This window comes from Micromonospora sp. NPDC049089 (assembly GCF_040648775.1).
Taxonomy (GTDB): Bacteria; Actinomycetota; Actinomycetes; order Mycobacteriales; family Micromonosporaceae; genus Micromonospora.
The window spans coordinates 1-23,545 of sequence record NZ_JBEZEH010000064.1; the positions used below are offsets into that span (position 1 = coordinate 1).

Below are 23,545 nucleotides of genomic sequence, written 5' to 3' on the forward strand. Positions count from 1 at the left end.
CGACCTGGCCGACGACCCCCGTCTCGCCGACGACCCTCGACTGCCGGCCGCTCGCGCCCACCTGTGGGAGCTGGAGGGTGAACGGGTCGCCGCGCGGGAGGCGTACCGGATGGCGGCGGCGCGCTCGACGAACCTGGCGCAGCAGCGCTACCTGAACGCCCGCGCGGAGCGCCTCGCGGGCGACCCACCCCCCGCCGGCTGACCCGCACGGGCCGTGCGGGTCACGAAACGAGCCGGCGGGCCGTGCGGGTCACGGGCCGAGCTGGCGGGCCGTGCGGGTCACGGGCTGGCGGCCAGGAAGACGAAGGCCGCCATCAGCACCAGGTGTACGCCGCCCTGCAACACGTTGGCCCGGCCGGGCACCACAGTGAGGACGGCGGTCACGGCGGTGAGCGCGAGCAGCGTGAGCTGGGTGCCGCCGAGGCCGAGCAGCAGCGGGCCGTCCAGCCAGATCGAGGCGATCGCGATGGCCGGGATGGTCAGGCCGATGCTGGCCATCGCGGAGCCGAGCGCGAGGTTCAGGCTGGTCTGGACCCGGTCTCGGCGGGCGGCGCGGGCGGCGGCCAGGGTCTCCGGCAGCAGCACGAGCAGCGCGATTATCACGCCGACGAACGCGTGTGGCAGGTTCGCCGCCGCGACCCCGGCCTCGATGGTCGGGGAGACCGTCTTGGCGTCGCCGACCACCGCGACCAGCGCCACCAGCAGCAGGACCAGGCTGACCAACGCCGCGCGGGTCGTAGGCGGCTTGGCGTGCTCCTCCGTCTCGATGACCTTGCCCCGGCTGTCGACCGGCAGGAAGTAGTCGCGGTGCCGGCCGGTCTGCACGAGCACGAACAGCCCGTACAGGGCCAGCGACGCGACGGCGGCGAAGACGAGTTGGGCCGGGCTGAACTCCGGGCCGGGGCGGGCCGTGGTGAAGCTGGGGATGACCAGGCTCAGGGTGGCCAGGGTGATCACGGTGGCCAGGGCTCCGCCGGTGCCCTCCGGGTTGAACACCGCGACGCGGCGGCGCAGCGCCCCGAGCAGCAGGGACAGACCCAGTATTCCGTTACACGTGATCATGACGGCGGCGAAGACGGTGTCCCGGGCGAGTGACTGGGTCTTCTCCGGCCCGCTGATCATGAGCGTGACGATCAGGGCCACCTCGATCACGGTGACCGCGACGGCGAGCACGAGGGACCCGTACGGCTCTCCCACCCGGTGGGCGACCACCTCCGCGTGGTGCACCGCCGCGAGCACCGCGCCGCCCAGCAGCACCGCGACAACCACGATGACGGGCCCAGGCAGGCTCCGCCCCCAGGTGACCATCAATATCAGGACGGCGAGCACAGGTACGACGAACGTCCAGTCGGTCAGGCGGGAGCGAAGGAGGGCGGCCATGCCATAAAGAGTGCCAGGTCAAGTGATCATGTGCCCACCATCGACGCGGCGACATGCGGCGGTCAGTGGCCTTCACCACGCCAACCCGTAACCCATAGGTTACGCTTTCCAGGTGGACGAGGTGGCCACCGCGATCGCGGACCCGGTACGACGGCACATCCTGACCCTGCTGCGCGACGAGCCGTTGTCCGCTGGTGACATCGCCCAGCGATTCGTGATCAGCCGACCCGCGATCAGCCGCCACCTGCGGCTACTGCGCGAGAGCGGTCTGGTGCACGACGAGATGGTCGGCCGACAGAGGATCTACCGACTCGATCCGCGCCCGCTCGCCCCGCTGGTCGACTGGCTCGCCGCGCTCGCCGCCACCGACCGGTGGGAGCGGCACCTCGACGCGTTGGAGACCGAGGTCTATCGCACCCGCCGAGAGCGCCGCGGCCGCGGCCCGGCGGAGCACCGAAGGGAGCACACGGCATGACCCGCACACCCGCCGGACGCCTGTTTGACACCGACACCGGCCACGATCTCGTCCTCACCCGAACCTTCCGCGCTCCGGCAGCGGACGTCTGGGCCAGCCTGACCGAGCCCGAGCGTACGGCCCGCTGGTTCGGCCCGTGGGAGGGCGACGCCGGCCCCGGCCGGACCATCCGGGTCCAGATGGCGTACGAGGAACAGCAGCCCTGGTGCGAGATGCGCATCGACGCGTGCGAACCGCGGCAGCGCCTCGCCGTGTCGATGGTCGACGACTACGGCAGCTGGCTGCTGGAGCTGACACTGACCGAGACCGACGGCACCACCGAGCTGCGGTTCGTGCAGCACCTGAGCAGCGTGGAGGGCATCGCCGAGGTGGGCGCCGGTTGGGAGTACTACCTCGACATGCTGGTCGCCTCCCGGGACGGTTCGCCCCGCCCCGAGTTCGACGACTACCACCCGGCGATGCAGCAGTACTACCAGGGGCTGGTCGCCGCGGCCGGCTAGGGGTCGAGGGCCCGCCGCAGCCTGGCGAACTCGGCGGTCAACGCCGGCAGCGGAAAGTGCGCGTTCAGGCCGCTGGGGTTCGGCAGCACCCAGACCTGGGCCGGCCCCAGCCGCTCCGGTCGCGGGCCCAGCCCGGCCTTCGGTCGGGCGAAGGCGATGCGGTACGCGCTCACCCCGAGAATCGCCACCCAGCGCGGCCGGTAGCGCTCGGCCTTCACCGCCAGCCCAATCACCCCGGCCACCAGTTCCTCCGAGGTCAGCTCGCCGGCGCGGGCGGTGGCCCGGTTGCTCAGGCTGGTGATGCCCAGGCCCTGCCGCAGCAGCTCGTCGCGTTCCCATGAGTGCAGCTGGCGGTCGGTGAAGCCCGCCCCGTGCAGGGCCGGCCAGAATCGGCTGCCCCGGCGGGCGAACGGCTCCCCCACGGCGGCCGAGTAGAGGCCCGGGTTGAAGCCGCAGAACAGCACGCGCAGCCCGGGACCGATGATGTCCGGCAGACCCCGGCCGGCCGCCGCAGCCACCTCCTGCGGGGTCGGCCGCCGCGCCGGCCCCGGTCTCTGCGCGTCCACCCCACCGATCCTGCCGTACGCCCCGGTGCCCGACCCGGCGCACGCTTTGACACCCTCAACGGATGCAGTCAACCGACCACCTCGCCGCCAGCCGCTACGCGCGAATGCGCTGGAACACTCCACTCTCGCCGGAGCACGCCGCGTTGCTGCTGGAACGGCTCGACGTCCGGCCCGGCGCGCGTGTGCTCGACCTCGGCTGCGGCTGGGGTGAGCTGCTGCTGCGGGCGGTCGCCGCCGGTGGTGTCTCCGGCCCGGTTCCGACCCGCGGCGTCGGCGTCGACACCGATGAGGCCGCGCTCGACCGAGGGCGGCGGCTGGCCGCGGGGCGGTCGCTGAACCGGCACGTCGCCTTCGTGAGGGGGGAAGCTGCGACCTGGCAGGAGCCGGCCGACCGGGTCCTCTGCATCGGCTCTGCACACGCCTTCGGCGGCACCGAGGCCGCCCTCGACGCCCTCGCCGCCGTGGTCCGACCCGGTGGGCGGCTGCTGTTCGGCGACGCGTACTGGGAGCGGTCCCCCACGGCGGAGATCGCCGAGGTCTTCGGCCCGGAGGTTCCGACCCTGCCCGGGCTGGTCGAGGCCGCCCACCAGCGGGGCTGGCGGTTGCTGCACCTGAGCACCGCCGATCAGCGGGAGTGGGACGACTTCGAGTCCACCTGGCTCGCCGGGCGGCAGGAGTGGCTGCTGGCGTACCCGGAGGATCCCCGTGCGGCCGAGGTCCGCGCGGAGCTCGACGACCGGTTGCGCGAGTACGTCGGCGGTTACCGGGGTGTCCTCGGCCTCGGCTACCTCGTCCTCGGCCGCTGACCGTCAACAGTTGACGCCGCTGGCTACGCTGCGCGTGGTGAGCGCCGGATCTCGCCCCGCCCTGCAGTGGCGGATCCTCGTCGTGGCCGGCGCCGCCGTCCTGGTGTGGCTGGTCCTGGGCGCTCTGCTCGGCCGGGACTACGACCGACTGACCCATGCGATCGCGGCGGTCCTCACCACCGCTGTCGTCGTACCCCTGGTGGTCGTCGCCCGTCGTGTCCTGGACCGTCGGCCCTGGGCCGGCCTCGGGTTGCCGTCGCTGCGCGCCGGCTGGCGGCGTCTGCTGTTCGGGATGGCCTGCTGGCTCGTCCCCGCCGCGGCGGGGTTCGCGCTCTGCCTCGGTCTCGGCTGGGTGGAGATCGGTGTCCGGACGTCCGTCGGGGATGTGCTGCGGGTGGCGGCGCTGCTGGTCGTGCTGGTTTTCCTCAAGGAGGCGCTGCCGGAGGAGCTGGTCTTCCGTGGGTACCTGCAACACCACCTCGCCACCCGGCTGCCCGCCTGGCAGGCGGTCATCGGGCAGGCGGTGCTGTTCACAGTCTTCGGGTTCCTCATCGGGGCGGCCAGATCCGTCGACCGGCTGGCGCTGTTCTTCGTCTTCGCGTTGCTGTTGGGCGCCTTCCGTGCCGCCACCGGCGACATCTGGGCCGGCATCGGCCTGCACGTCGCGTTCCAGACGGTCGCTCAGCTGTTCGGCGACGTCGGGGCGGTCTTCGACGTGGTCGGCGCGAACGTCCTGGGCGTGGTGGCCATGGGGGTCGTGCCGTTCTCGGTCAGCTGGATAGTCCTGCGACACCGCTACCGCGACCACCTGAACTGGAACGCCCTCGCACCGGAGCCGGCGCGCCAGAGCGGCTGAAGCCTGGGCATTCGGCCCACCGGTCCGACCGGCGTGCGGAAGAGTGGCGGACGAGAGCTGTCGACGAGCGAGCGACGGCACGGCGTCGTGCGGAGGTTTTCGGATGAGCGACACGTCTTCGGTCAAGAGGGCCCGCAACGTCGTCCTGGTCCACGGCGCGTACGCCGACGGCTCCTCCTGGTCCGACGTCATCCCGATCCTTCAGCGGGCCGGGCTCACGGTCACCGCTGTGCAGAACCCGCTGACCTCGCTGGCCGACGACGTCGCGGCCACCAACCGCGCCCTCGACCGGCAGGACGGGCCAACGGTGCTGGCGGGCCATTCCTGGGCCGGCACGATCATCAGCGAGGCCGGCAATCATCCGACGGTTACCGCCCTGGTGTACGTCGCGGCCCGCGCGCCGGACGCCGGGGAGGACTACGCCGCGCTCGCCGCGAAGTTCCCCACGCCGCCGGCGAACGCCGGCCTCGTGCACCACGACGGGTACGCACAGTTGAGCGAGAACGCCTTCCTGAGCGACTTCGCCGGTGGTGTCGACGAGGCCCGCGCCCGCGCTCTGTACGCGGTGCAGGGGCCGATCGCCGACGACCTCTTCACGGGCCGCACGACGACGGCCGCCTGGCGGGACAGGCCCTGCTACTACTCGATCTCCACGCAGGACCGCACGACCGCGCCGGAGCTGGAGAGGTTTCTGGCCGACCGGATGAACGCCACTACCATCGAGGTCGAGTCGTCGCATCTCGCCATGGTCACCCACCCGGAGACGATCGCCGACCTCATCCTCATGGCGACCACTGGCACCCGCGGGCCCGTATAGGTGACCTGGGCCAACCGTGCCACGCCCGGTCGTCTGGGCAGGTCAGGTCAGGGCGCACGCGGATCCCTCGGTGAAGTGCGGTAGGGCACGGCGGAGGACGTCGACGAGCTCGCGGACCGGCAGCGCCATGAGTTGCCCTGCGAGGCGTTCTCGATCTTCGTCGGTGCTCATGCCACCGACCATACGTCCCACCACCACCGTGACGCGGGCCGTGCGCGGGCGCACCCGGGCCGCAAACGGTGGGGTTGACGGGGCGCATACATCGGAGGTTTACTGCGTCAGCGATACCAATCGATGAATTCTGACCGTCCACAGTGTTTCGGCGAGGTCATCGACTGTTTCCACCCCACCACTCCTCCATCACCCCACCACCCCGCAGCACCTCAGCCGAGCATCGGCGGCCCGGCTTCCGCACCACCGCCACCATGGCCCCCGGCCTGCCCATGCGCACCGGCCTGAGGTCGACGCTCAGCAGAGGAGCAACACCATGCGTTCCCGTCCCCGCCTGTTGGCACTCGTCACCGGCCTGGCAGTCATGCTGGCCAGTCTGGTCGCCCTGCCGACACCCGCCTCGGCGGCGCCACTGACCAAGGTCCTGGTGTTCAGCAAGACCGCCGGCTTCCGGCACTCGTCGATCCCCAACGGCATCGCCGCGATCCAGCAGCTCGGCTCGGCCAACGGCTTCACCGTGACGTCGACCGAGGACGCTGCCCAGTTCACCACCTCCAACCTGGCCCAGTACCAGGCGGTGGTGTTCATGTCGACGACCGGCGACGTCCTCAACGCCAGCCAGCAGACGGCCTTCGAGTCGTACATCGCCGCTGGTGGCGGCTACGTCGGCGTGCACGCCGCGGCCGACACCGAGTACAGCTGGCCGTGGTACGGCCAACTGGTCGGCGCGTACTTCGACTCGCACCCGGCGATCCAGAACGCCACAGTGCGGATCGAGGACAACACCAACCCGTCGACGGCGCACCTCGGGGCCACCTGGGTCCGCTCCGACGAGTGGTACAACTACCGCACCAACCCCCGGTCCACCGCTCGGGTCCTCGCCAACCTCGACGAGTCGTCCTACAGCGGCGGCAACATGAGCGGCGACCACCCGATCACCTGGTGCAAGGCGTACGGCGGCGGACGGGCCTGGTACACCGGCCTCGGGCACACCGAGGCGTCGTACACCGACCCGAACTTCACCCGGATGCTTCTCGGTGGCCTCCAGGTCGCCGCGGGCTCCGTGACCGCCGACTGCTCGCCGCGCACGACCACCCCGCCGCCCACCGTCAGCGGTTCCACCCTGCGGGCCCGCGCCAACAACCAGTACGTCAGCGCGCCCAACTCGACCACCGCTCTGATCGCCAACAAGACCTCGGTGAACACGAGCGAGCGATTCGACCTGGTCAACCTCGCCAACGGCAACGTGGCGCTGCGGGCGAAGAGCAACGGGCAGTACGTCGCGGCCGAGAACGCCGGGGCCGCCGCGCTGATCGCCAACCGGGGCAGCGCCGGCGCCTGGGAGACGTTCCAGCTGGTCCGCAACTCCGACGGCACGGTGAGCCTGCGGGCCACTGTGAACAGCCGGTACGTCTCCGCCGACAACGGCGGCTCCTCCCCGTTGATCGCCAACCGGACCGCCATCGGCCAGTGGGAGAAGTTCGACCTGGTCACCACCAGCTGACCTGCCTCCCCGCCCGTTCTTCACCACCCCCACCTGGTCGTGGTGCGCCCCCGCGCGCCCGCACCCCCGGTCGTCGAGAAAGGACGATCATGCTCTCGTATCCCCGGCGCTGGCCCCGGGCGCTCTTCGCGGCGGTTCTCGCTGTCGCAAGCGCGGCCCTCGCTGTGGCTGCACCGTCCACCGCGCAGGCCGCGGTGATCCCCGCCTCCGACTATCAGCAGGTCAAGCTCGCCACCGGCTCGGCCGAGCTGGGTGAGGCCATGTCCCTGGCCGTCCTGCCCAACCGCTCGGTGCTGCACACCGCCCGCAACGGTGTGCTGCGGGTGACCGACGTGGCCGGCAACACCAAGACCTCCGGCACCCTGTCGGTCTACACCCACGACGAGGAGGGCTTGCAGGGCGTCGCCGTCGACCCCGGCTTCGCCACCAACCGGTGGATCTACCTGTACTACTCGCCCACGTTGAGCACCCCGTCCGGGGACGCGCCGACCACCGGCTCCCAGTCGGACTGGGACCGGTGGAAGGGGCACCTGCGGCTGTCGCGGTTCACCCTCAACAGCGACGACACGCTCAACCTGGGCAGCGAGAAGATCGTGCTCCAGGTCGCCAACGACCGTGGGCAGTGCTGCCACGTCGGCGGCGACCTGGACTTCGACGCCGCCGGCAACCTGTACCTGACCACCGGCGACGACACCAACCCGTTCGAGTCGTCCGGCTACGCACCGCTTGACGAGCGAACCAACCGCAACCCGCAGTTCGACGCCCAGCGTACGGCGGGCAACACCAACGACCTGCGGGGCAAGCTGCTGCGGATCAAGCCGCAGTCCGACGGCACGTACACCATTCCGTCGGGCAACCTGTTCGCCCCCGGCACGGCCAACACCCGGCCGGAGATCTACGCGATGGGTCTGCGCAACCCGTTCCGGATGAGCGTCGACAAAGCCACCGGCGTCGTCTACCTCGGTGACTACGGCCCCGACGCCGGTTCCACGAACTCCAGCCGTGGCCCTTCCGGTCAGGTCGAGTTCAACCGCATCGCGTCGGCCGGCAACTACGGTTGGCCGTACTGCACCGGCAGCAACACGAGCACCGAAACATACAACGAATACACCTTCCCGTCCGGGCCGTCGCAGTCCAAGTACAACTGCACGGGCGGGCCGACCAACAACTCGTTCCGCAACACCGGGCTCGGCACGCTGCCGGCGGCGAGGCAGGCCTGGATCAAGTACGCCGGCGACTCCGGTTCACCGTCGGAGTTCGGCAGCGGCTCGGAGTCGCCGATGGGCGGGCCGGTCTACCGGTACGACGCGTCGCTGAACTCCAGCATCAAGTTCCCGCAGTCGCTCAACGGTCAGTTCTTCGCCGGCGAGTACGGTCGCCGTTGGATCAAGGCCATCGCTGTCAACTCCGACGGCTCCCGCGGGGAGATCTCCAACTTCCCGTGGTCCGGCACGCAGGTCATGGACATGGCCTTCGGTCCGGACGGCGCGTTGTACGTGCTGGACTACGGCACCGGGTCGAACAACCAGGCGCTGTTCCGGATCGAGTACATCGGCGGCGGCAACCGCAATCCGATCGCGGTCGCCTCGGCGAACCCGACGTCCGGGGCCAACCCGTTGACGGTCAACTTCTCGTCGGCCGGCAGCTCGGACCCCGAGGGTGGGGCGCTGAGCTACCTGTGGACGTTCGGTGACGGCACCACGTCGACGGCGGCGAACCCGACCAAGACGTACACCACGAACGGCACGTACTCCCCCACGTTGAGGGTCACCGACCCGAATGGCTTGACCGGCACGGCGAGCTTGGTCATCACCGTGGGCAACACGGCCCCGACGGTGACGCTCACCTCGCCCGCCGACGGGCAGCTGTTCAACTTCGGTGACACCGTGTCGTACCAGATCTCGGTGAGCGACCCGCAGGACGGCACGATCGACTGTTCCAAGGTGAGCCTGACGTACGCGCTGGGCCACGACAGCCACGCCCACCAGATCACCTCGAAGAACGGGTGCAGTGGGTCGATCACCGTGCCGACCGACGGCGAGCACGACTCGGCGGCGAACATCTACGGGGTCTTCGACGCCGCCTACACCGACAACGGCGGGCTGACCACGCACAGCATCAAGACGCTGCAACCCAAGCACCGCCAGGGTGAGCACTTCGGCGCTCAGTCCGGCGTCCAGGCCACCGACCACACCAACGCCGAGGGTGGCCGCACCGCCGGATTCATCGAGAACAACGACTGGATCTCGTACCAGCCGTACAACCTGGCCAACGCCAACCGCATCACCGTGCGGGCGTCGTCGGCCGGCGCGGGCGGCACCATCGAGGTCCGAGCCGGGTCGGCCACCGGCTCCCTGCTGGGCACCGTCACGGTGCCGGTGACCGGCAACTGGGAGACGTTCGTCGATGCGTCCGCCACGATCAGCAACCCGCCCACCGCGTCGACGACGCTGTACCTGGTGTTCAAGGGTGGGTCCGGCTACCTGTTCGATGTCGACGCGTTCACCTTCGCGACCGGCACCGGTAGCACCACGCCGGTGAGCACGCTGCGGGCGCAGGTCAACAACCAGTACGTGTCGGCGGTCGGCACCACCGCGTTGATCGCCAACAAGGCCAGCGTCGGTGGGACGACCGAACAGTTCGACCGGGTGGACGCCGGCAACGGTGCCATCGCCCTGCGGTCGCGCGCCAACGGGCTCTACGTCTCGGCCGCGAACGCGGGCGCCGCAGCGTTGGTCGCCAACGCCACATCGATCGGATCGTGGGAGACGTTCCAGCTCATCAGCAACTCGGATGGGACGGTGAGCCTGCGCGCCACGGTCAACAACCAGATCGTGTGCGCCGAGAACGCCGGGGCCGGATCCCTGATCGCCAACCGCACGTCGGTCGGGGCCTGGGAGAGGTTCATCCTGACCACCGGCTGACCGGGAATGTGCACGGGGCCCGGCCTGGTAACCGACCAGGCCGGGCCCTACCGTGTGAAGTAGGCGGCGCTCTCCGCGTCCGCGGGGTAGTAGGACTCGACGGCGATCTCCTCGATCGTGATGTCCGTCGGGGTGCCGAACGTGGTGATGGTCGAGAAGAGCCGCAGCTCTCGGTCACCGACCCGGAGGATCATCGGGAGCACCACGTCGGCGTCGAGGCGGTCGCTCGTCGGCTCCTCGGGCTGCGGGCTGAGCAGTTCCTCGTAGAGCGCGGCGAGCGCCGCGTCCGGAGCTGCGGCGAGCTGGCGTGAGATCCGGCTGCGGAACACCGCCCGCACGTCCGCCAGGTTGACGACCAGCGAGGCGAGCCCGCGCGGGTCCAGGCCGAGCCGGACCAGGTTCACCGGTGGCCGCAACAGGTCGGGGGCCACGTACGCGAAGAACGGGTCGACCGCGCGGTTGGTCAGCAGGATGTTCCACCGACGGTCGAAGACGATCGCCGGATACGGTTCGTGCGCCCGGAGCACCCTGCGGACCGCGCCGAGGGCACCCGACAGGGCAGCGTCGTCGAGCGGGCGCTGCGCGTACCGGGGCGCGAAGCCGGCGGCGAGCAACAGGTGGTTGCGGTCACGTAGCGGCACGTGGAGCTGCTCGGCCAGCCGGAGGATCATGTCGGGGCTCGGCGTGGACTTGCCGGTCTCGACCAGGCTGACGTGCCGAGCCGAGACGTCGGCGGCGATCGCCAGGTCGAGTTGGCTGAGCCCTCGGCGCTTGCGCCACTGCCGCAGGAGTTCCCCGACCGCATACACGATCATGACCCTACTCATCCTCGCTCGGGACGCCATGAAGTGCGATGTCATCGACAACCATCCGGGCCGGGGAAACACTTGCGCCCATGACCACCGAGAACAAGAGCATCGTCGGACGTGCGTTGGCGGGGCTTGTCGACACCGGCGACGTCGACACGCTCGCCTCGTACCTGAGCGAGGACTTCACCCATCACCGCTCGGATTCGACGACCTCGACCAGGGCGCAGTGGCTCGCCGCGGTCAGCGCCGCGCTCGGCCCGACCACCGGCATGCGGGTCGACATCCTGCACCTGCTGGCCGACGGTGACCACGTCGTGGTGCACTCGCGACGCCGACTCCCCGACGGAGGGCCGGAGATCGTGGTGGTCGACGTCCTGCGGATCGCCGACGGATTGATCGCGCAGGTGTGGGAAGTCATCGAACCGGCGGCCCAGGCCGCCGCCAACGACGCGTGGTGGGACGCGGATGCCTAGATCGGAAAGCGGCCGTGGCGCCAGTGCCAGTGGCCGCCGGCCCGCAGGTGGTCGATGATCGCGCGCTGGAGCACAGTGCGGCGCGGCAGCTCGTCGAGCGGCGTGGTCAGGGTCCGGAACCCGAACCGCAGGACCTCGATGTCGGCGTCCGGCCCCGCGGACTCGTCGTAGGGCTCCAACTCGAACCGGCGCTGGAACCGCACGATGTTGGAGTCCGCGGGGAGGTACTCCCGCAGCTGTGGGTCGAGCAGCCACGACGCGCAGGAGAAGGCGGTGTAGCGCTCGTCGGGGAAGTGCCGGGGAAAGAACGCGCGGGCCTCGTCGAGGGACGACGCCACCGCCTCCGGAGTCAACGGCCCCGAATCGGGGACGTGCAGCCCGATCGCGCCGTCACCGCGCTGGTGCTGCAGCCGGCCCAGCTCATACACGCTGCCGCGCGAGTGCAGCGTCAGCCAACTCTGCATGATCGGCCAGCCCTCGCCGCGCATCCGTCGGTCGATGGCGAGGTTGCGACCCAGGTCAGCCAGGGTCACCCAGGTCACGGCGTCGGGGATGCCGTGGTCGCTGTGGTACCCGCGCACCACGTCGACAAGGGCCAGGTACGCGTACACGTAGAGGTGCCGCCAGGCAGGCCCGCGCTCCCGGGGCAGCTCCGGACCGGGCGGGAGCCAGTCGTAGCCCGCGAGGTCGGCGCGGACCAGGGCGATCGAGCGGTCGAGCAGCCAGCGCAGCTCCGGAGTCCACAGGGCGGAGCCGGGGTCGGGCCAGCCCGCCAGGATCTCGGCGGCGTCGTCCGGCGGCACGGTGAGCCGGTCGAGGATCGCGGGTGCGTCGGCCTTGGCCGGCAACGGAGCTGACGGCCCGTCACCGGCGAGCCGGTGCACGCGGTCGACGTCCTCGACGGGCACTCCGAGCCGGCCGGCGATGTCGTCGGAATTCACGCCGACGACCCTACCGGCGGGCGAGCGTTTCAGGAGTCCGCCGGAACTCCGGCGTCGAGCTGCCCGATCATCGGTGCGAGGAGGTCGTTGAGTTCCCGGGCCAGCACCGCCACGGCCCGGCGCGCCGCCGCGGCAACCTCGTCGTCCGGGCCGTCGGGCGTCGGCGGCAGGTCGTCGAGCGGGACCGGCGCCTCCACCTGGAGCAGCGCGCGCAGATGCGGGCGGCGCGTCTGGTCCTGCTCGGTGGGTGTGGTGAACTGGCCGAACAGCCGGGGCCAGTCCTGCCAACCACGGTCGCGCTGCCACTGCTTGGTCCAGGTCAGCTCGGCCGGCCAGCGGGAGGCCACTGTCACCGCGCAGACCAGGCTGCCGTCCCACGGGCTACGCGCGCAGGTCGCCGAGATGATCCGGCGGTGCCAGCGCACGAAACCCGGCGACAGCTCGGTGGCCAGCCGCCAGGCGGTCACCGCGAACGCCACGGGCGCGAAGTCACCCCAGGTGTCGGCGAACTCGTCGATCCGGCGAAACACCTCGGCCTCGTACCGGCCACGCCCGTCGGTGCCGTGCTCGCGGTCGAACTGCTCGTCCAGCCAGAAGGCGCGCGGATCCGGCATCCTCAACCCCCGTTTGTGAGAAGTTCTCGGACACACGGTGGCGCATCCCGCAGTCAGGCAACCGTCACTGACCGTGCACGACACGCCCACTGTAGACCCTCCGCCCGAGCCTAACGTCTGCGGGAGGGCGTCGAAGCGCATCGGCTCCGACCATCAACGTCAGGCTCGTCACCGGCTGAACGGCGCCGGGCCCGGCCTGGATGGTGAGACCAGGCCGGGCAACACCAGATGGCAACCGAGGTCCTCAGCTGTGCTGCGGGATGTCCGTCGTGTACGCCAGCTCGCGGCCCGCCTCCACGTCGGAGGTCAGCGCATCGATCCGGGCCTTGGCCAGGGAGTAGGAGTCCGAGCCGAGTAGCTGGTGCAGAGGGGCCTCACCCGAGACGGCCACCTCGATGATGGCGGTCGCGGCACGGGCCGGGTCACCGAGCTGGGTGCCCGGCATGGCCAGGTGCGCCTCGGTCATCTCCCGGATCGACTCGTAGCCGGACACGGTGGTCGGCGGCAGGCCAAGGGAGTGCGTACGCAGAAAATCGGTCCGCATGTAGCCGGGCTCCACGAGGTTGACCTGCACGCCGAAATCACCGACTTCCGCAGCCAGTGACTCGGTCAGCCCTTCCAGGGCGTACTTTCCGGCGCAGTAGAGACCCCAGCCCGGGAAGGAGGTCAGACCGAGGATTGAGGAGATGTTGATGATGTGACCACTGCGCTGGGCGCGCAGGGACGGCAGCACCGCACGAAGAACGTTCCAGAGTCCAAAGATCTGCACGTCGAACATCAGCCGGACGTCGGCGTCGGTGACCTCCTCGACGGCGGCGAGGAAGCCGTAGCCGGCGTTGTTCACGACCACGTCGATCGCGCCGAAACGGTCGGTGGTGGAACGGATCGCCGCCGCGACCGCCGGCTCGTCCGCGAGGTTCAGCTCGAGTGGCAGCAGCCGGGCCCGGTCCACGGATCCCAGCGCCGCGTCGAGACGCTCAGCCGACCTGGTCGTCGCCGCGACGTTGTCACCGCGCTCGAGGATCTGCTTGACCAACTCCAGGCCGAGGCCCCTGGAGGTCCCCGTGACGAACCAGGTGGCGGGTCGGGTGGTGGGGTACGACATCAGTGTTCTCCTTGTGACTGGAGTGGCAGCGCTGTGCCCTGCCGGGAACGCATTCCATGCTGCTGTCGGGCGGGCGGGCCGAACACGTCTGGCCAGGCCCGGCCGTACCTGGGAACGCCATGCCCACCCAGCCCTCTGGGCGCGGGCCGCCGCGCGCGCCATCATTGGCGACATGGTGCGACGCACAGAACTGGCCGACTTCCTGCGGAAATGTCGGGCTGACACGACGCCGGAGGCGGCGGGAATCCTCCCGCTGTCGGGGCGACGCGTCCGCGGCCTGCGCCGGGAGGAGGTAGCTCAGCTCGCCGGGGTGAGCGTCGACTACTACACCCGTCTCGAACAGGGCCGGCACAGCAGTCCGTCGGAGGCGGTCATCGACGCGTTGGGCCGTGTCTTCCACCTCGACGCGGCCGCCCGGGCTCACCTTGTCGACCTGGCCCGGCCGGCCCGGCACCGCACCGGGCAGGTGCCGGCCCAGCGGGTCCGGCCGGCGATGCACCAGTTGATCGCCTCGATGGTCGACCACCCGGCTTTCATCGTCGGGCGCCGCACCGACATCCTCGCGTCGAACCTGCTGGCCCGCGCCCTCCTCACCGACTGGACCCAACTGCCACCCCGCCAGCGCAACTACACGCGCTGGGTCCTCCTCGACCCCGGCGCCCGCGAGGTCTACCCCGAATGGGCCACCGTGGCGGCTGACGTCGTGGGCACGCTGCGCCTCTACGCCGGCCGGAACCCCGACGACCCGCAGCTCAATGAACTCGTCGGCGAGCTGACCATCAAGAGCCCGCAGTTCCGTACGTGGTGGCACAACCACCGGGTGCACGAGCGGACCCACGGCACCAAGCACATGGTCCACCCCGCGGTGGGTCCGATGACCATCCGATACGAGGCGCTGGCACTACCCGGCGACGACGACCAGACGCTCTTCATCTACACCACGGATCCCGGCAGCAGCTCACACGACAACCTGCGCCTGCTCGCGCTCTGGGCGGCACAGCAGCGGTACGCCCCAACGACCGGCGCATCCACTGCCGCTCCCGCCCAGATCCAGGACACCCCGACCAGGTCTCCGGGCTCGGCCTGATTCCGACGGGCGTCGATCCCCCCTTGACAATCGGTGGTCTCCACCATGGACGATTCAGCGTGCGAATTCTTGTGGTGGGTGGCAGTGGCCTGATCGGTGCCCATGTCGTGGACGTCCTGCGGGAGCGTGGTCACGCCGCTACCACAGTGGCGCGTACCGCCCAGCCGGGCATTGACCACCTACTCGACGTCGGGTCCGCCCCGATCGACGAACTGCGGGCGCTGCTCGCCGGTCACGACGGCGTCGTCTACGCCACCCGCACCGACGAGCAACGGCCGCTACCCAAGCCGATCTATCCCGAGTTCCGCCGAGACAACGTCGACCCGGTGGTACGCCTGTTCACCGCCGCCCGCCTCGAAGGTCTCACCCGGGGCGTCGTGATGGGCTCCTACTACACCTACTTCGACCGGCTGCACCCCCAGTGGCGCCTCGCCGAACGGCACACGTACATCCGCTGCCGCCTGGAACAGGCCCGGGAGGGGCGGACGGCGGCCGGCGAGGGCCTGCCTGTCGCCGTACTGGAACTGCCCTTCGTCTTCGGTAGGGCCGGCGACCGGCTGCCCAACTGGGCCGGTCCGCTGGACCGGTGGGCCCGCTCGCGTACCCCGTTGGTCGCCCCGACCGGCGGCAGCGCCGCGGCCTCCGCGCGCAGCGTGGCCGACGTCGCGGTCGACGCCCTGGAGCAGGCCAGCGGCGCGGACCTCCCGGTCGCCGACGAGAACCTCACCTGGCACGACATGATCGCCCGCATCGCCGCGGCGGTGGGCCGGCCCCGCCGGGTCGGTCGCCTGCCGGCCGGCGCGGCGCGGGCCGCGCTGCGACTCGGCGGCGCGGCGCAGGCCCTCGGCCGCAAGGAGTCGGGCATCAACCCCAGCCACCTCCCCGACCTGCTGCTCGCCGACCTGTTCATCGAACCGACCACCGGCCGGTCGCTGGACCCGGCCCTACGTGAGACCTTCCCGATCCGCGCCACCTGACCCCTCGCGGGGTCGACAGTGACCGGCCTGCTGGGCCGCAATCTCGACGAACTCCTGCACCAGCGGAGACCGGTTGTCCTCGGCCCACGCCAGACACACGTGGTTGGGGCCGAGGTCGGCGACGGGCACGTGGCCGACGTCCGGTCTCGTGTAGAAAGTCGCCGTCGACAGCGGCAGGATCACCATCCCGGCGTACGCGGCGACATGTTCCAGCTTCTCCTCGACGGAGTTCAGCTCGGGCCGAGGTCGGGGATCGGGGTCGGTGGGACGGTTCGGCAGGTCCCGCCACTCCGGCACCGCGTCCGGGTCCTGCAAGAGCCGTTCCTCGATCAGCTCGGCGAGGTCGACCGACTCCTTGCCGGCCAGCCGGTGATCGGTGGGTAGGACGACGACCCGGGGTTCGGTGAACAGTGGCCGCAGGCACAGCCCGCTCTGGTCGACCGGAAGCCGAACGTAACTGACGTCCGCGCGGCCCTCGCGGACGATGTCGGCCTGGTCGTCCCAGGACGTACGGACGACGTTGACGGCCAGGTCGGGGTGCCGCTGGCCGATGGCGCGGGCCTCGGCGGTGACGAGAAGGCCGGGCATGAACGCGATGGTGAACGTCGGCCGGCCGTGCGCGGCCCGCTGCACCCGCCGCCGCAGGGCGTCGGCCGAGGCGAGCAGCGGACGGGCGTCGGTCAGCAATTGACGTCCGGCCTCGGTCAGCACCGTGGAGCGGCGGTCCCGAACGAAGAGCGTGGCGCGCAGTTCGTGCTCGAAGGCCCGGATCTGACGCGACAGGACCGGCTGAGCGATGTGCAGCCGGGCGGCGGCCCGACCGAAGTGCAGCTCCTCAGCGACCGCCACGAAGTAGCGGAGCTTGCGCAGATCGACGTCCACCCTGCCCCCGTCCGGTTGCCGCTCCGGGCGGTTCCATGATACCCGCCGGGTATGAATGGAGTGATACCCAACGGGCATTACAAGAGGTGAAAGAGGTCTTGGACGCGAGCGTGCCCGGCGGCGCACGGTGGTAACCGTCTCCACCACACGATCCGGAAGGACACGATCATGACCCTCATCGACCAGCGCGTCGTCGTACTTGGCGGAACCTCGGGGATCGGCCTCGCCACCGCCGCCCGTGCCGCCCGCGAGGGCGCCCAGGTCGTGGTCGCCTCCAGCAACCAGCGCAGCGTGGACCGCGCCCTGACAACCCTGCCGACCACCACCCAGGGGTACGTCGCCAACCTCACCGACCCGGACGCCGTGTCCCGGCTGTTCCACGGTCTCGGCTCGTTCGACCACCTCGTCTACACCGCCGGCGAACCCCTCGCGCTGATGTCCGTCGACGCCCTCGACCTCACCGCCGCCCGGGCCGCCTTCGACCTGCGCTACTTCGGCTCCCTGTCGGCAGTCAACGCGGCACTGCCGTACCTGCGCCCCGGCGGGTCGATCACCCTCACCACCGGCACCGCCAACCACCGACCCAGTGCCGGCTGGTCCGTCGCGGCCAGCATCACCGGGGCGATCGACGCGTTGGTCCGCGCGCTCGCCGTCGAACTCGCCCCGATCCGGGTCAACGCCGTCTCCGCCGGGGTGATCCGCTCACCGCTCTGGGACTCCTTGCCCACCGAAACCCGGGAGCAGATGTACGCGCAGCTCAGCGAGTCGCTTCCGCTCGGCCGGGTGGGCGAGCCCGAGGAGGTCGCCGAGGCGTTCGTCTACCTCCTGCGGGCGACCTACGCCACCGGCACGGTGGTGACCGTGGACGGCGGCACCCTGGTCTCCTGAGCCGGCCGCACCCGTCAGCGGAGTTGTTCGGCCAGGCCGACGATGATGCCTTCGGGGCCCCGGACGTAGCAGAGCCGGAAGATGTCCTCGTACCGCTCGACCTCCCCGACGAGTTCCGCGCCGTGGCCCCGCAGCCGGGTGATCACGTCGTCGATGTCGTCGACGGCGAACATGATGCGTCGAATGCCGAGCGTGTTCGCCGGCGTGTTCTTCGGTTCCGCCCTGATCGCCGCCGGTCGGTGGAACATCGCCAGCTCGACCTTGCCGTGGCCGTCCGGGGTCCGCAGCATCGCCACCTCCTGCCGGACGTCGTCGATCCCGATCACACGCTCCACCCAGCGCCCCTCGACCGGCCCCCGACCCTCCATCTCCATGCCGAGCTCGACGAAAAACCCGATGACGGCGTCAAGGTCCTCGACAACGATGAGGACGTTGTCCATCCGCTGGATCGCCATGCTGGATCTCCCTGGTCTGGTGCGGTCACCGTTGCCGCATCCTCCCTGAGACGGAGCCACTTCAGCGTCCTCGACATCCGGGCTGACCAACTGTGCGATGTGTGCCGTCCCGCCGACCAGAACCGGAGATCTTCCGCATGGCCATGCACGACGATGAGCTAGCCCTCACCGATGACGTCGTCCGCGAGCTGATATCGGATCAGTTCCCTCGGTGGGAGACGGCACCGGTCCGGCGCGTCGCGTCGAACGGCACCGTGAACGCCATCTTCCGCATCGGCGACGACGCGGCGGCCCGGTTCCTGCTGCGGCCACGCGATGTCGCCGTGGCCGCCGAGCTCCTCCAGAGGGAGGCCGAAGCCTCCCGACGCTTCGCCGAACACAGCCCATTCCCGGCTCCCCGGCCCATCGCGATCGGCAACCCCGGGAAGGACTACCCCCTGCCGTGGTCGGTGCAGTCGTGGGTACCGGGAAGCATCGCCCCCGTCGACATCGACGGGTCCGTGGAACTCGCCCGTGACCTGGCGTACCTGATCAGCGCGCTTCGGGCCACCGACACCCAGGGCCGCCGCTTTCAGGGCGACAACCGTGGTGGCGACCTACCCGACCACGACGAGTGGGTCGAGGAATGTTTCGGAAAGAGCGAGGGCCTGCTCGACGTCCCGACGCTTCGGCGTCTGTGGAGTCACTTCCGGGAACTGCCGCGCACGTCGGCCGACGTCATGTCCCATGGCGACCTGCAGCCGCTGAACGTCCTGGTGGCCGACGGCCGGCTGGTGGGTGTGCTCGACACCGGCGACTTCGCGCCGGCCGATCCCGCCCTTGATGCCATGTGTGGCTGGTACTTCTTCGACGATGCGTCCCGAGCGGTGTTCCGTGACAAGCTGGGTTGCGACGAGCTGGAGTGGGAGCGCAGCAAGGCATGGAGCTTCCAACAGGCTCTCGGTGCCATCTGGTACTACGTCGAGACCAACCCCGTCATGTACCAGATGGGCCGTCTCGTCCTTGACCGGGTCGTGGCGAACACGAAGGTCTGAGGCGGTCAGTTGGCTGGGGTCCCCAGCATCACTGTGAGTCCTTCCTGAGCCGCCAGTACGGCGCCCTCGAACTCCGCCTGCGCCGCCGCCACTGCGGCTGCCCGGTCATTGCCTGGCCAGAAGTGGGTGAGCATCAGGCGGCGGGCACCCGCCAGGCGAGCTGACCGACCGGCCTCGGTGGAGGTCATCAGGTTTCGGGTGGGACGGCTGGTCTCGCCGTCGTGGTCCGTCGCCTCGACGATGAACAGGTCGGCGTCGCGGCCCAGTTCGGCAAGCGCGGGAGTCGGCCCAGTGTCCCCGGAGTAGGCCACGGCGATTCCGTCGGCCACAAGCCGGATGCCGGCGTTGGGCACGAAGTGCGGCAGAGACAGCCCGGTCAGGTCGAACGGCCCGACCCGGTAGCTGCCGGGTAGTGGGTGCAGATCGAACACCGTGCGCAGGTCGACATCGGGCTCCAGGCCGCTGAGCCGGTCGAGCACGCCGGGCGGGCAGAACAACGGCAGCCGTGGGCCGCCGGGCTGACCGTAGAACCGCATCCTGAACAGACCGTGCAGGTCGACGCAGTGATCCGGATGCTCATGGGTGATGACGACGGCGTCCACCGCACCATCGGGCCAGTGCCTGAGCAATCGCGGCAGTGTGGCGTAGCCCAGGTCGAGCACCACGCGGTAGCCGTCCCAGTCCACAGCGAAGCCGCTACAGGCACGGCCTGGCTCGGGAAAGGCGCCGGAACTGCCGAGCACTGTGACCTGTCGCATTCGCACAGCTTGTCATCGCCTCAGGTGGGATGGGCACCGCTGGTAGGGATGCCGCCCGCGGCTAGATCAGCGTGCTCGACCACCGTGTGCGTTAGGTTACGTCGTTCAGTTTGTCGAGCGCGCCGTCGTGCTGGTCGTCGTATCAGTGCGGGCGCGCCTAGCAACGGCCGGCACGGGCCACAGGAGGCGACATGTCCGACGAGATCAGGCTCAGCGCGGTCACCCTGGACTGCCCGGACGCCGTCGCCTTGGCGCAGTTCTACGCCAGCATCACCGGCGGAACCCTGACACACGCCGGGGACGGCTGGGCATGCGTGCTGAGCCCGGCCGGGCGGATCAACTTCCAGACTGTGCCCGGATACACGCCACCCACCTGGCCCGACCCCACCTCGTCGATCATGATGCATCTCGACTTCATGGTCGTGGACCGAGACGCCGCCGAGGCCCGCGTGCTCGCTGCCGGAGCGACAAAGTACGAGTTCCAGCCCAACAGCGAACAGTGTTACGTCTACGCCGACCCGGCGGGCCACCCGTTCTGCCTGACCACCTGGGAGGCCACGGCTACACCAACTCAGCTCGCCTGACCGAGCGGCTCGGTGAGGCCCTGGCCGCCGAGTTGCCCGCGCTCCCCCATGTACAAAGCCAGGTCCCGGTGCAGCAGCATGAACGTTATGGATCCGGAGACCGCGCGCCAACGGCGGCACCAGGAGCACGTGGCATCCTGGCTCCAGCTCATCGCCACTCTCCGGACTGAGGGCTGGGAGGCGTATCTGACCTGCACGGCAGCCCCAGTGCAGGTGGAGGGCACCCTGCCGAACGGTGAGCGCTTCTACTTCCGCGCCCGCCACAGCGACGTGTCGCTGGGCATCGGAAGCGACGACCCCGCCGACATCCCCGAGTGGGAAGAGAGCGAATCGCACACGGAAGCCAGCTGGCTGCCAGCAGGCAAGGGCGAGACCATTATCAGACGGCTTGCTTTCCGCTACGCCCAACAGAGCAATCCGACTGAGTGAGTGCCAGCCTGCGTCGACCGGGCTTCACTCTGCGGACCCACGCGCATCTCCTGCCGACCAGCGAGGACCGCGCGCGCGAGGCCAGCGATGCGGCCTTCGGCGAGGACCAGGCCGCCGAGGACATTCCGGAAGCCCTCGACGGCCTGATCATGGTCCAGCGACCCTCAGGATGGCCGTAATTGCAGGTCAACGACCTGCGCCCGTTAGTTGGCGTTGTATTGATCGAGGGGAGAACATGGTCGATCAACACGGACAAGATGCCGCCTAAGCTGCCCGTTCATTCGTGGCCTGTGGGTCAATGTTCGTCACTCCTGGTCCAGCTCTGACGGCCTGGAAACGGCATGATCTTAGAGCTCCTGCCGGGCTCCCGACCCCTTTGCTTGCACGGTTGCTGCCGCAAGCCTGTGAACCAGCCAGCGCCGTCGCTCAGGCCGATGGTGACCCGCTGGCTACCCCGAGCTACCAGCGCTGTCACTCAGTTGGTCACCCGGCGAGTCGCTATGGTCACTGCCATGGCGTCTTTCAGCCCTGAGGAGACCGAGCGGCAGTGGGACTACGAGCTACTTCGAGACGGCGCAGTCACCGGCTTCCACGATGAGAAGCATCTCGACCACGTCGTGAGTGAGCTGGTGAGTCTCGGATATGGCGTCGCCCAGACTCGCGGTGGCAACGGATCCAAATCCAACCTGCTAGGCGAACTCCTCTCCCAGGTAACGATGCGGTACTGCGGCTGGTCGGTCCAGAATCTGGACGCCTTCTGTGACACCCTGCGCTACATCGACTTCGCCGGCGTTACCGGCTGGGCGCTGGTCATCCACCAGCTCGACGAGCCGTTCAAAGCCGATCCGCAGTGGACGCGGACCATGGCCGACATCATCGCCCAGGTCTCGTACGAGCACCTGCTCATGGGAAACCGACTCCTCGCGTTGCTGCACAGCCGAGATAGGGACGTGACGCTCGGCCGGCTCGGCGGTCACGAGCACTTATGGCGCTAGCCCGCCGGCTATAGGCCATACAACGACGGTCGGGCCGGACTCACCGTCCGACTTTGGGCCGACACCACCGTGGTCCACCTGCTCCTCAACGGCGTCCGACTAAAGACCGCCTCCTCCCGGCTCACCTCCGCCCACCTGCGCCACTGAATCAGGGCAGGCCCGATGAGAGTTCCCACCCCGCTGACCGGCTGCCGTGTCGACCGAACAGTCTTCGACTACCAGGTCCGGCTCAGCCTCTCCGCGCTCGCCCCCGACGAGGGCTATCGTGTCGACGCCGAACTGGCCGTCGAAACTCCGTTCCTGCTCCGCGACCCGGACGGGCAATGGCACGAACTTGACCCCGGCACAGGAACCCGCCTGGCACCCGTCCTGGACCTGTTCGGTCAGACCATCAGCAGCGTTGAGATCCACGGCAACGGTGCCCTCCACCTGACCTTCGACAACGACGCCGAGTTACACATCGACCCCCATCGCCACTACGAGTCCTGGCACCTCACCGGCACGGGAGTCGACCCGATAACCGTCGGCCCAGGCGGGGAAACCGACTGGCAGACGGCTCCCCAGCCCGAACCACCCCACATCGGCTGACATCCACAACCAAGATCGTCTAGCCGGAAGTGTCACGGATCAAGTGACAGCGATCCGTAACGCATCAAGTGGAGCACGACATCGCCGGCTGGCCGATGTCGTACTTCACTTGATGCGTTACGCGGTGGCTCCACCTGATGGGTGACATTGGTAGATAACTGGTGGGAGACGAGGACGACTCAGGAAGTGGATGGGCGCCGCTAACGCTCTTCTTCCGACGCCATCTGGCGCGCAGTGTCCTGGTAGTACGACACCAGTTGCGGCAGGGGTACCGCCTTGCGGGAGGCTGAGGAGAGATCCTTCCCTTCCGCTGACCACGGCGGCGGCCATGTGCTGATCCCCTGATCGGCGGTGAGCGCTTCGACGTCCGCTTTCCACCCCGGCCACCGCAGAGTGTCATAGAACTGAGTCAGCGAACCAGCGAGGACCGCATACAGCCAGTCGGCGTACCCCTGGCCGAGGTCCAGCCACTCGAGATCATCTGGACCGAAGTAATGGATGGTCGGCTTACCGCCGGGCTGTGCCGGCACCCACACGAACTGGCCGCCCATGACGTCGTAACCGACGACGATCCAGGGACCGGTGGGGTCCGACTCCGTTGCTACGTCCGGCAGCCCATCGTGACCGCTACCAAGGACGCGTAGCCAACCGTGGTCTACCAGCAGCCCTCCTGTGTTGGCGACAACCGCACCAAGCCACGAACGAGTCGTGATTCCCAGCGTCGCCAGGCAGGCTTCCGCACGAGCAGGATCGGCAGGAAGCACATCAACCGGGTACGGGGCCACCGCCAGCGCCGCAGACACCTCGGTCCATGCTGACTGCTCCACGGCCGTAGCTTGCCTGAAGACAGGCAAGATCGTCTAGCCGGACGTGTCGCGGATCAAGTGACAGCGATGCGTCACGCATCGGTGGAGCCCGACATCGCCG

At 69.5% G+C, this 23,545-nt stretch carries 28 protein-coding genes and 1 pseudogene; 18 read left to right on the forward strand and 11 right to left on the reverse strand.

Annotated features, from left to right (window positions below):
* Nucleotides 1-202, forward strand: a pseudogene (locus AB0B48_RS13545) (RNA polymerase sigma factor); the annotation flags it as partial.
* A gap of 77 nt (nucleotides 203-279) precedes the next feature.
* Here the strand turns inward: AB0B48_RS13545 and AB0B48_RS13550 are convergent.
* Nucleotides 280-1,380, reverse strand: a complete 1,101-nt coding sequence (locus tag AB0B48_RS13550; protein ID WP_357200401.1) for an ionic transporter y4hA — start codon at nucleotides 1,378-1,380, stop codon at nucleotides 280-282.
* A 112-nt stretch (nucleotides 1,381-1,492) separates the two neighbouring features.
* On the opposite strand from AB0B48_RS13550, the gene AB0B48_RS13555 reads away from it, so the two are divergent.
* Entirely contained in the window at nucleotides 1,493-1,855 is a 363-nt protein-coding gene (locus tag AB0B48_RS13555; RefSeq protein ID WP_357200404.1) for a metalloregulator ArsR/SmtB family transcription factor, read from the forward strand.
* Nucleotides 1,852-2,355, forward strand: a complete 504-nt coding sequence (locus AB0B48_RS13560) for an SRPBCC family protein (RefSeq protein ID WP_357200407.1) — start codon at nucleotides 1,852-1,854, stop codon at nucleotides 2,353-2,355. The genes AB0B48_RS13555 and AB0B48_RS13560 overlap by 4 nt, the downstream gene beginning before the upstream one ends.
* Here the strand turns inward: AB0B48_RS13560 and mug are convergent.
* Nucleotides 2,352-2,921 carry a G/U mismatch-specific DNA glycosylase gene (gene mug, locus AB0B48_RS13565; protein ID WP_357200410.1) on the reverse strand — a complete coding sequence of 190 codons (570 nt, stop codon included), beginning with the start codon at nucleotides 2,919-2,921 and terminating at the stop codon, nucleotides 2,352-2,354. The two genes, AB0B48_RS13560 and mug, sit on opposite strands and share 4 nt — an antisense overlap.
* A 62-nt stretch (nucleotides 2,922-2,983) precedes the next feature.
* Here mug and AB0B48_RS13570 point away from each other — a divergent pair, with 62 nt between their 5' ends.
* The 3 genes from AB0B48_RS13570 to AB0B48_RS13580 all read left to right on the forward strand — a co-directional run bounded on the left by AB0B48_RS13570 (nucleotide 2,984) and on the right by AB0B48_RS13580 (nucleotide 5,400).
* Nucleotides 2,984-3,727: a methyltransferase domain-containing protein gene (locus tag AB0B48_RS13570; protein WP_357200413.1), complete on the forward strand. Its 744-nt coding sequence runs from the start codon at nucleotides 2,984-2,986 to the stop codon at nucleotides 3,725-3,727.
* Between the two features lie 37 nt (nucleotides 3,728-3,764).
* Nucleotides 3,765-4,583 (forward strand): type II CAAX endopeptidase family protein, encoded by an 819-nt coding sequence (locus tag AB0B48_RS13575; protein WP_357200416.1) that lies wholly within the window; start codon nucleotides 3,765-3,767, stop codon nucleotides 4,581-4,583.
* Nucleotides 4,584-4,686: 103 nt separating this feature from the next.
* Nucleotides 4,687-5,400 carry an alpha/beta hydrolase gene (locus AB0B48_RS13580; protein WP_357200419.1) on the forward strand — a complete coding sequence of 238 codons (714 nt, stop codon included), beginning with the start codon at nucleotides 4,687-4,689 and terminating at the stop codon, nucleotides 5,398-5,400.
* 42 nt (nucleotides 5,401-5,442) lie between these two features.
* On the opposite strand, the gene AB0B48_RS13585 is transcribed toward AB0B48_RS13580, so the two are convergent.
* Nucleotides 5,443-5,571: a hypothetical protein gene (locus AB0B48_RS13585; RefSeq protein WP_357200422.1), complete on the reverse strand. Its 129-nt coding sequence runs from the start codon at nucleotides 5,569-5,571 to the stop codon at nucleotides 5,443-5,445.
* 316 nt (nucleotides 5,572-5,887) lie between these two features.
* Between AB0B48_RS13585 and AB0B48_RS13590 the strand changes: the two genes are divergently transcribed.
* Entirely contained in the window at nucleotides 5,888-7,075 is a 1,188-nt protein-coding gene (locus tag AB0B48_RS13590) for a ThuA domain-containing protein (protein ID WP_357200425.1), read from the forward strand.
* 89 nt (nucleotides 7,076-7,164) lie between these two features.
* On the forward strand, nucleotides 7,165-9,999 hold the full coding sequence (locus AB0B48_RS13595; protein WP_357200428.1) for a PQQ-dependent sugar dehydrogenase: 2,835 nt from the start codon (nucleotides 7,165-7,167) through the stop codon (nucleotides 9,997-9,999).
* A 47-nt stretch (nucleotides 10,000-10,046) separates the two neighbouring features.
* Here the strand turns inward: AB0B48_RS13595 and AB0B48_RS13600 are convergent, their stop codons facing one another.
* Nucleotides 10,047-10,814, reverse strand: a complete 768-nt coding sequence (locus AB0B48_RS13600) for a helix-turn-helix transcriptional regulator (protein ID WP_357200431.1) — start codon at nucleotides 10,812-10,814, stop codon at nucleotides 10,047-10,049.
* An 80-nt stretch (nucleotides 10,815-10,894) separates the two neighbouring features.
* Between AB0B48_RS13600 and AB0B48_RS13605 the strand changes: the two genes are divergently transcribed.
* The gene (locus AB0B48_RS13605; RefSeq protein WP_357200433.1) at nucleotides 10,895-11,281 is read left to right on the forward strand and encodes a nuclear transport factor 2 family protein; all 387 of its coding nucleotides are present in this window, start codon (nucleotides 10,895-10,897) and stop codon (nucleotides 11,279-11,281) included.
* Here AB0B48_RS13605 and AB0B48_RS13610 read toward each other — a convergent pair.
* The 3 genes from AB0B48_RS13610 to AB0B48_RS13620 all read right to left on the reverse strand — a co-directional run bounded on the left by AB0B48_RS13610 (nucleotide 11,278) and on the right by AB0B48_RS13620 (nucleotide 13,941).
* Complete coding sequence (locus AB0B48_RS13610) at nucleotides 11,278-12,222, reverse strand: acyltransferase domain-containing protein (RefSeq protein ID WP_357200435.1); 945 nt, start codon at nucleotides 12,220-12,222, stop codon at nucleotides 11,278-11,280. The genes AB0B48_RS13605 and AB0B48_RS13610 overlap by 4 nt on opposite strands.
* Nucleotides 12,223-12,251: 29 nt before the next feature.
* Nucleotides 12,252-12,836: a hypothetical protein gene (locus AB0B48_RS13615; RefSeq protein ID WP_357200438.1), complete on the reverse strand. Its 585-nt coding sequence runs from the start codon at nucleotides 12,834-12,836 to the stop codon at nucleotides 12,252-12,254.
* Between the two features lie 244 nt (nucleotides 12,837-13,080).
* Entirely contained in the window at nucleotides 13,081-13,941 is an 861-nt protein-coding gene (locus AB0B48_RS13620) for an SDR family NAD(P)-dependent oxidoreductase (protein ID WP_357200441.1), read from the reverse strand.
* A gap of 172 nt (nucleotides 13,942-14,113) precedes the next feature.
* Here AB0B48_RS13620 and AB0B48_RS13625 point away from each other — a divergent pair, with 172 nt between their 5' ends.
* Nucleotides 14,114-15,028 (forward strand): helix-turn-helix transcriptional regulator, encoded by a 915-nt coding sequence (locus AB0B48_RS13625; protein WP_357200444.1) that lies wholly within the window; start codon nucleotides 14,114-14,116, stop codon nucleotides 15,026-15,028.
* Nucleotides 15,029-15,087: 59 nt separating this feature from the next.
* Nucleotides 15,088-16,005, forward strand: a complete 918-nt coding sequence (locus AB0B48_RS13630; protein ID WP_357200447.1) for an NAD(P)-dependent oxidoreductase — start codon at nucleotides 15,088-15,090, stop codon at nucleotides 16,003-16,005.
* Here AB0B48_RS13630 and AB0B48_RS13635 read toward each other — a convergent pair.
* The gene (locus tag AB0B48_RS13635; protein WP_357200450.1) at nucleotides 15,973-16,887 is read right to left on the reverse strand and encodes a LysR substrate-binding domain-containing protein; all 915 of its coding nucleotides are present in this window, start codon (nucleotides 16,885-16,887) and stop codon (nucleotides 15,973-15,975) included. The genes AB0B48_RS13630 and AB0B48_RS13635 overlap by 33 nt on opposite strands.
* 168 nt (nucleotides 16,888-17,055) lie before the next feature.
* Between AB0B48_RS13635 and AB0B48_RS13640 the strand changes: the two genes are divergently transcribed.
* Nucleotides 17,056-17,775, forward strand: a complete 720-nt coding sequence (locus tag AB0B48_RS13640; RefSeq protein WP_357200453.1) for an SDR family oxidoreductase — start codon at nucleotides 17,056-17,058, stop codon at nucleotides 17,773-17,775.
* A 14-nt stretch (nucleotides 17,776-17,789) separates the two neighbouring features.
* Here the strand turns inward: AB0B48_RS13640 and AB0B48_RS13645 are convergent, their stop codons facing one another.
* On the reverse strand, nucleotides 17,790-18,230 hold the full coding sequence (locus tag AB0B48_RS13645) for a VOC family protein (protein WP_357200456.1): 441 nt from the start codon (nucleotides 18,228-18,230) through the stop codon (nucleotides 17,790-17,792).
* A 137-nt stretch (nucleotides 18,231-18,367) separates the two neighbouring features.
* On the opposite strand from AB0B48_RS13645, the gene AB0B48_RS13650 reads away from it, so the two are divergent.
* Complete coding sequence (locus AB0B48_RS13650; protein ID WP_357200459.1) at nucleotides 18,368-19,264, forward strand: aminoglycoside phosphotransferase family protein; 897 nt, start codon at nucleotides 18,368-18,370, stop codon at nucleotides 19,262-19,264.
* Between the two features lie 5 nt (nucleotides 19,265-19,269).
* Here AB0B48_RS13650 and AB0B48_RS13655 read toward each other — a convergent pair whose 3' ends face one another.
* Nucleotides 19,270-20,022: an MBL fold metallo-hydrolase gene (locus AB0B48_RS13655; protein ID WP_357200463.1), complete on the reverse strand. Its 753-nt coding sequence runs from the start codon at nucleotides 20,020-20,022 to the stop codon at nucleotides 19,270-19,272.
* A gap of 191 nt (nucleotides 20,023-20,213) precedes the next feature.
* Between AB0B48_RS13655 and AB0B48_RS13660 the strand changes: the two genes are divergently transcribed.
* The 5 genes from AB0B48_RS13660 to AB0B48_RS13680 all read left to right on the forward strand — a co-directional run bounded on the left by AB0B48_RS13660 (nucleotide 20,214) and on the right by AB0B48_RS13680 (nucleotide 22,618).
* Nucleotides 20,214-20,606 (forward strand): VOC family protein, encoded by a 393-nt coding sequence (locus tag AB0B48_RS13660; protein WP_357200466.1) that lies wholly within the window; start codon nucleotides 20,214-20,216, stop codon nucleotides 20,604-20,606.
* A gap of 87 nt (nucleotides 20,607-20,693) precedes the next feature.
* On the forward strand, nucleotides 20,694-21,035 hold the full coding sequence (locus AB0B48_RS13665) for a hypothetical protein (RefSeq protein WP_357200469.1): 342 nt from the start codon (nucleotides 20,694-20,696) through the stop codon (nucleotides 21,033-21,035).
* Nucleotides 21,032-21,214 carry a hypothetical protein gene (locus AB0B48_RS13670; RefSeq protein ID WP_357200471.1) on the forward strand — a complete coding sequence of 61 codons (183 nt, stop codon included), beginning with the start codon at nucleotides 21,032-21,034 and terminating at the stop codon, nucleotides 21,212-21,214. Before AB0B48_RS13665 ends, AB0B48_RS13670 begins: the two co-directional genes overlap by 4 nt.
* Nucleotides 21,215-21,547: 333 nt before the next feature.
* The gene (locus AB0B48_RS13675; protein ID WP_357200474.1) at nucleotides 21,548-22,030 is read left to right on the forward strand and encodes a hypothetical protein; all 483 of its coding nucleotides are present in this window, start codon (nucleotides 21,548-21,550) and stop codon (nucleotides 22,028-22,030) included.
* A 162-nt stretch (nucleotides 22,031-22,192) separates the two neighbouring features.
* Entirely contained in the window at nucleotides 22,193-22,618 is a 426-nt protein-coding gene (locus AB0B48_RS13680; protein WP_357200477.1) for a DUF6188 family protein, read from the forward strand.
* Nucleotides 22,619-22,818: 200 nt separating this feature from the next.
* On the opposite strand, the gene AB0B48_RS13685 is transcribed toward AB0B48_RS13680, so the two are convergent.
* Nucleotides 22,819-23,445 carry a DUF2625 family protein gene (locus AB0B48_RS13685; RefSeq protein ID WP_357200480.1) on the reverse strand — a complete coding sequence of 209 codons (627 nt, stop codon included), beginning with the start codon at nucleotides 23,443-23,445 and terminating at the stop codon, nucleotides 22,819-22,821.
* Nucleotides 23,446-23,545 lie beyond the last annotated feature (100 nt).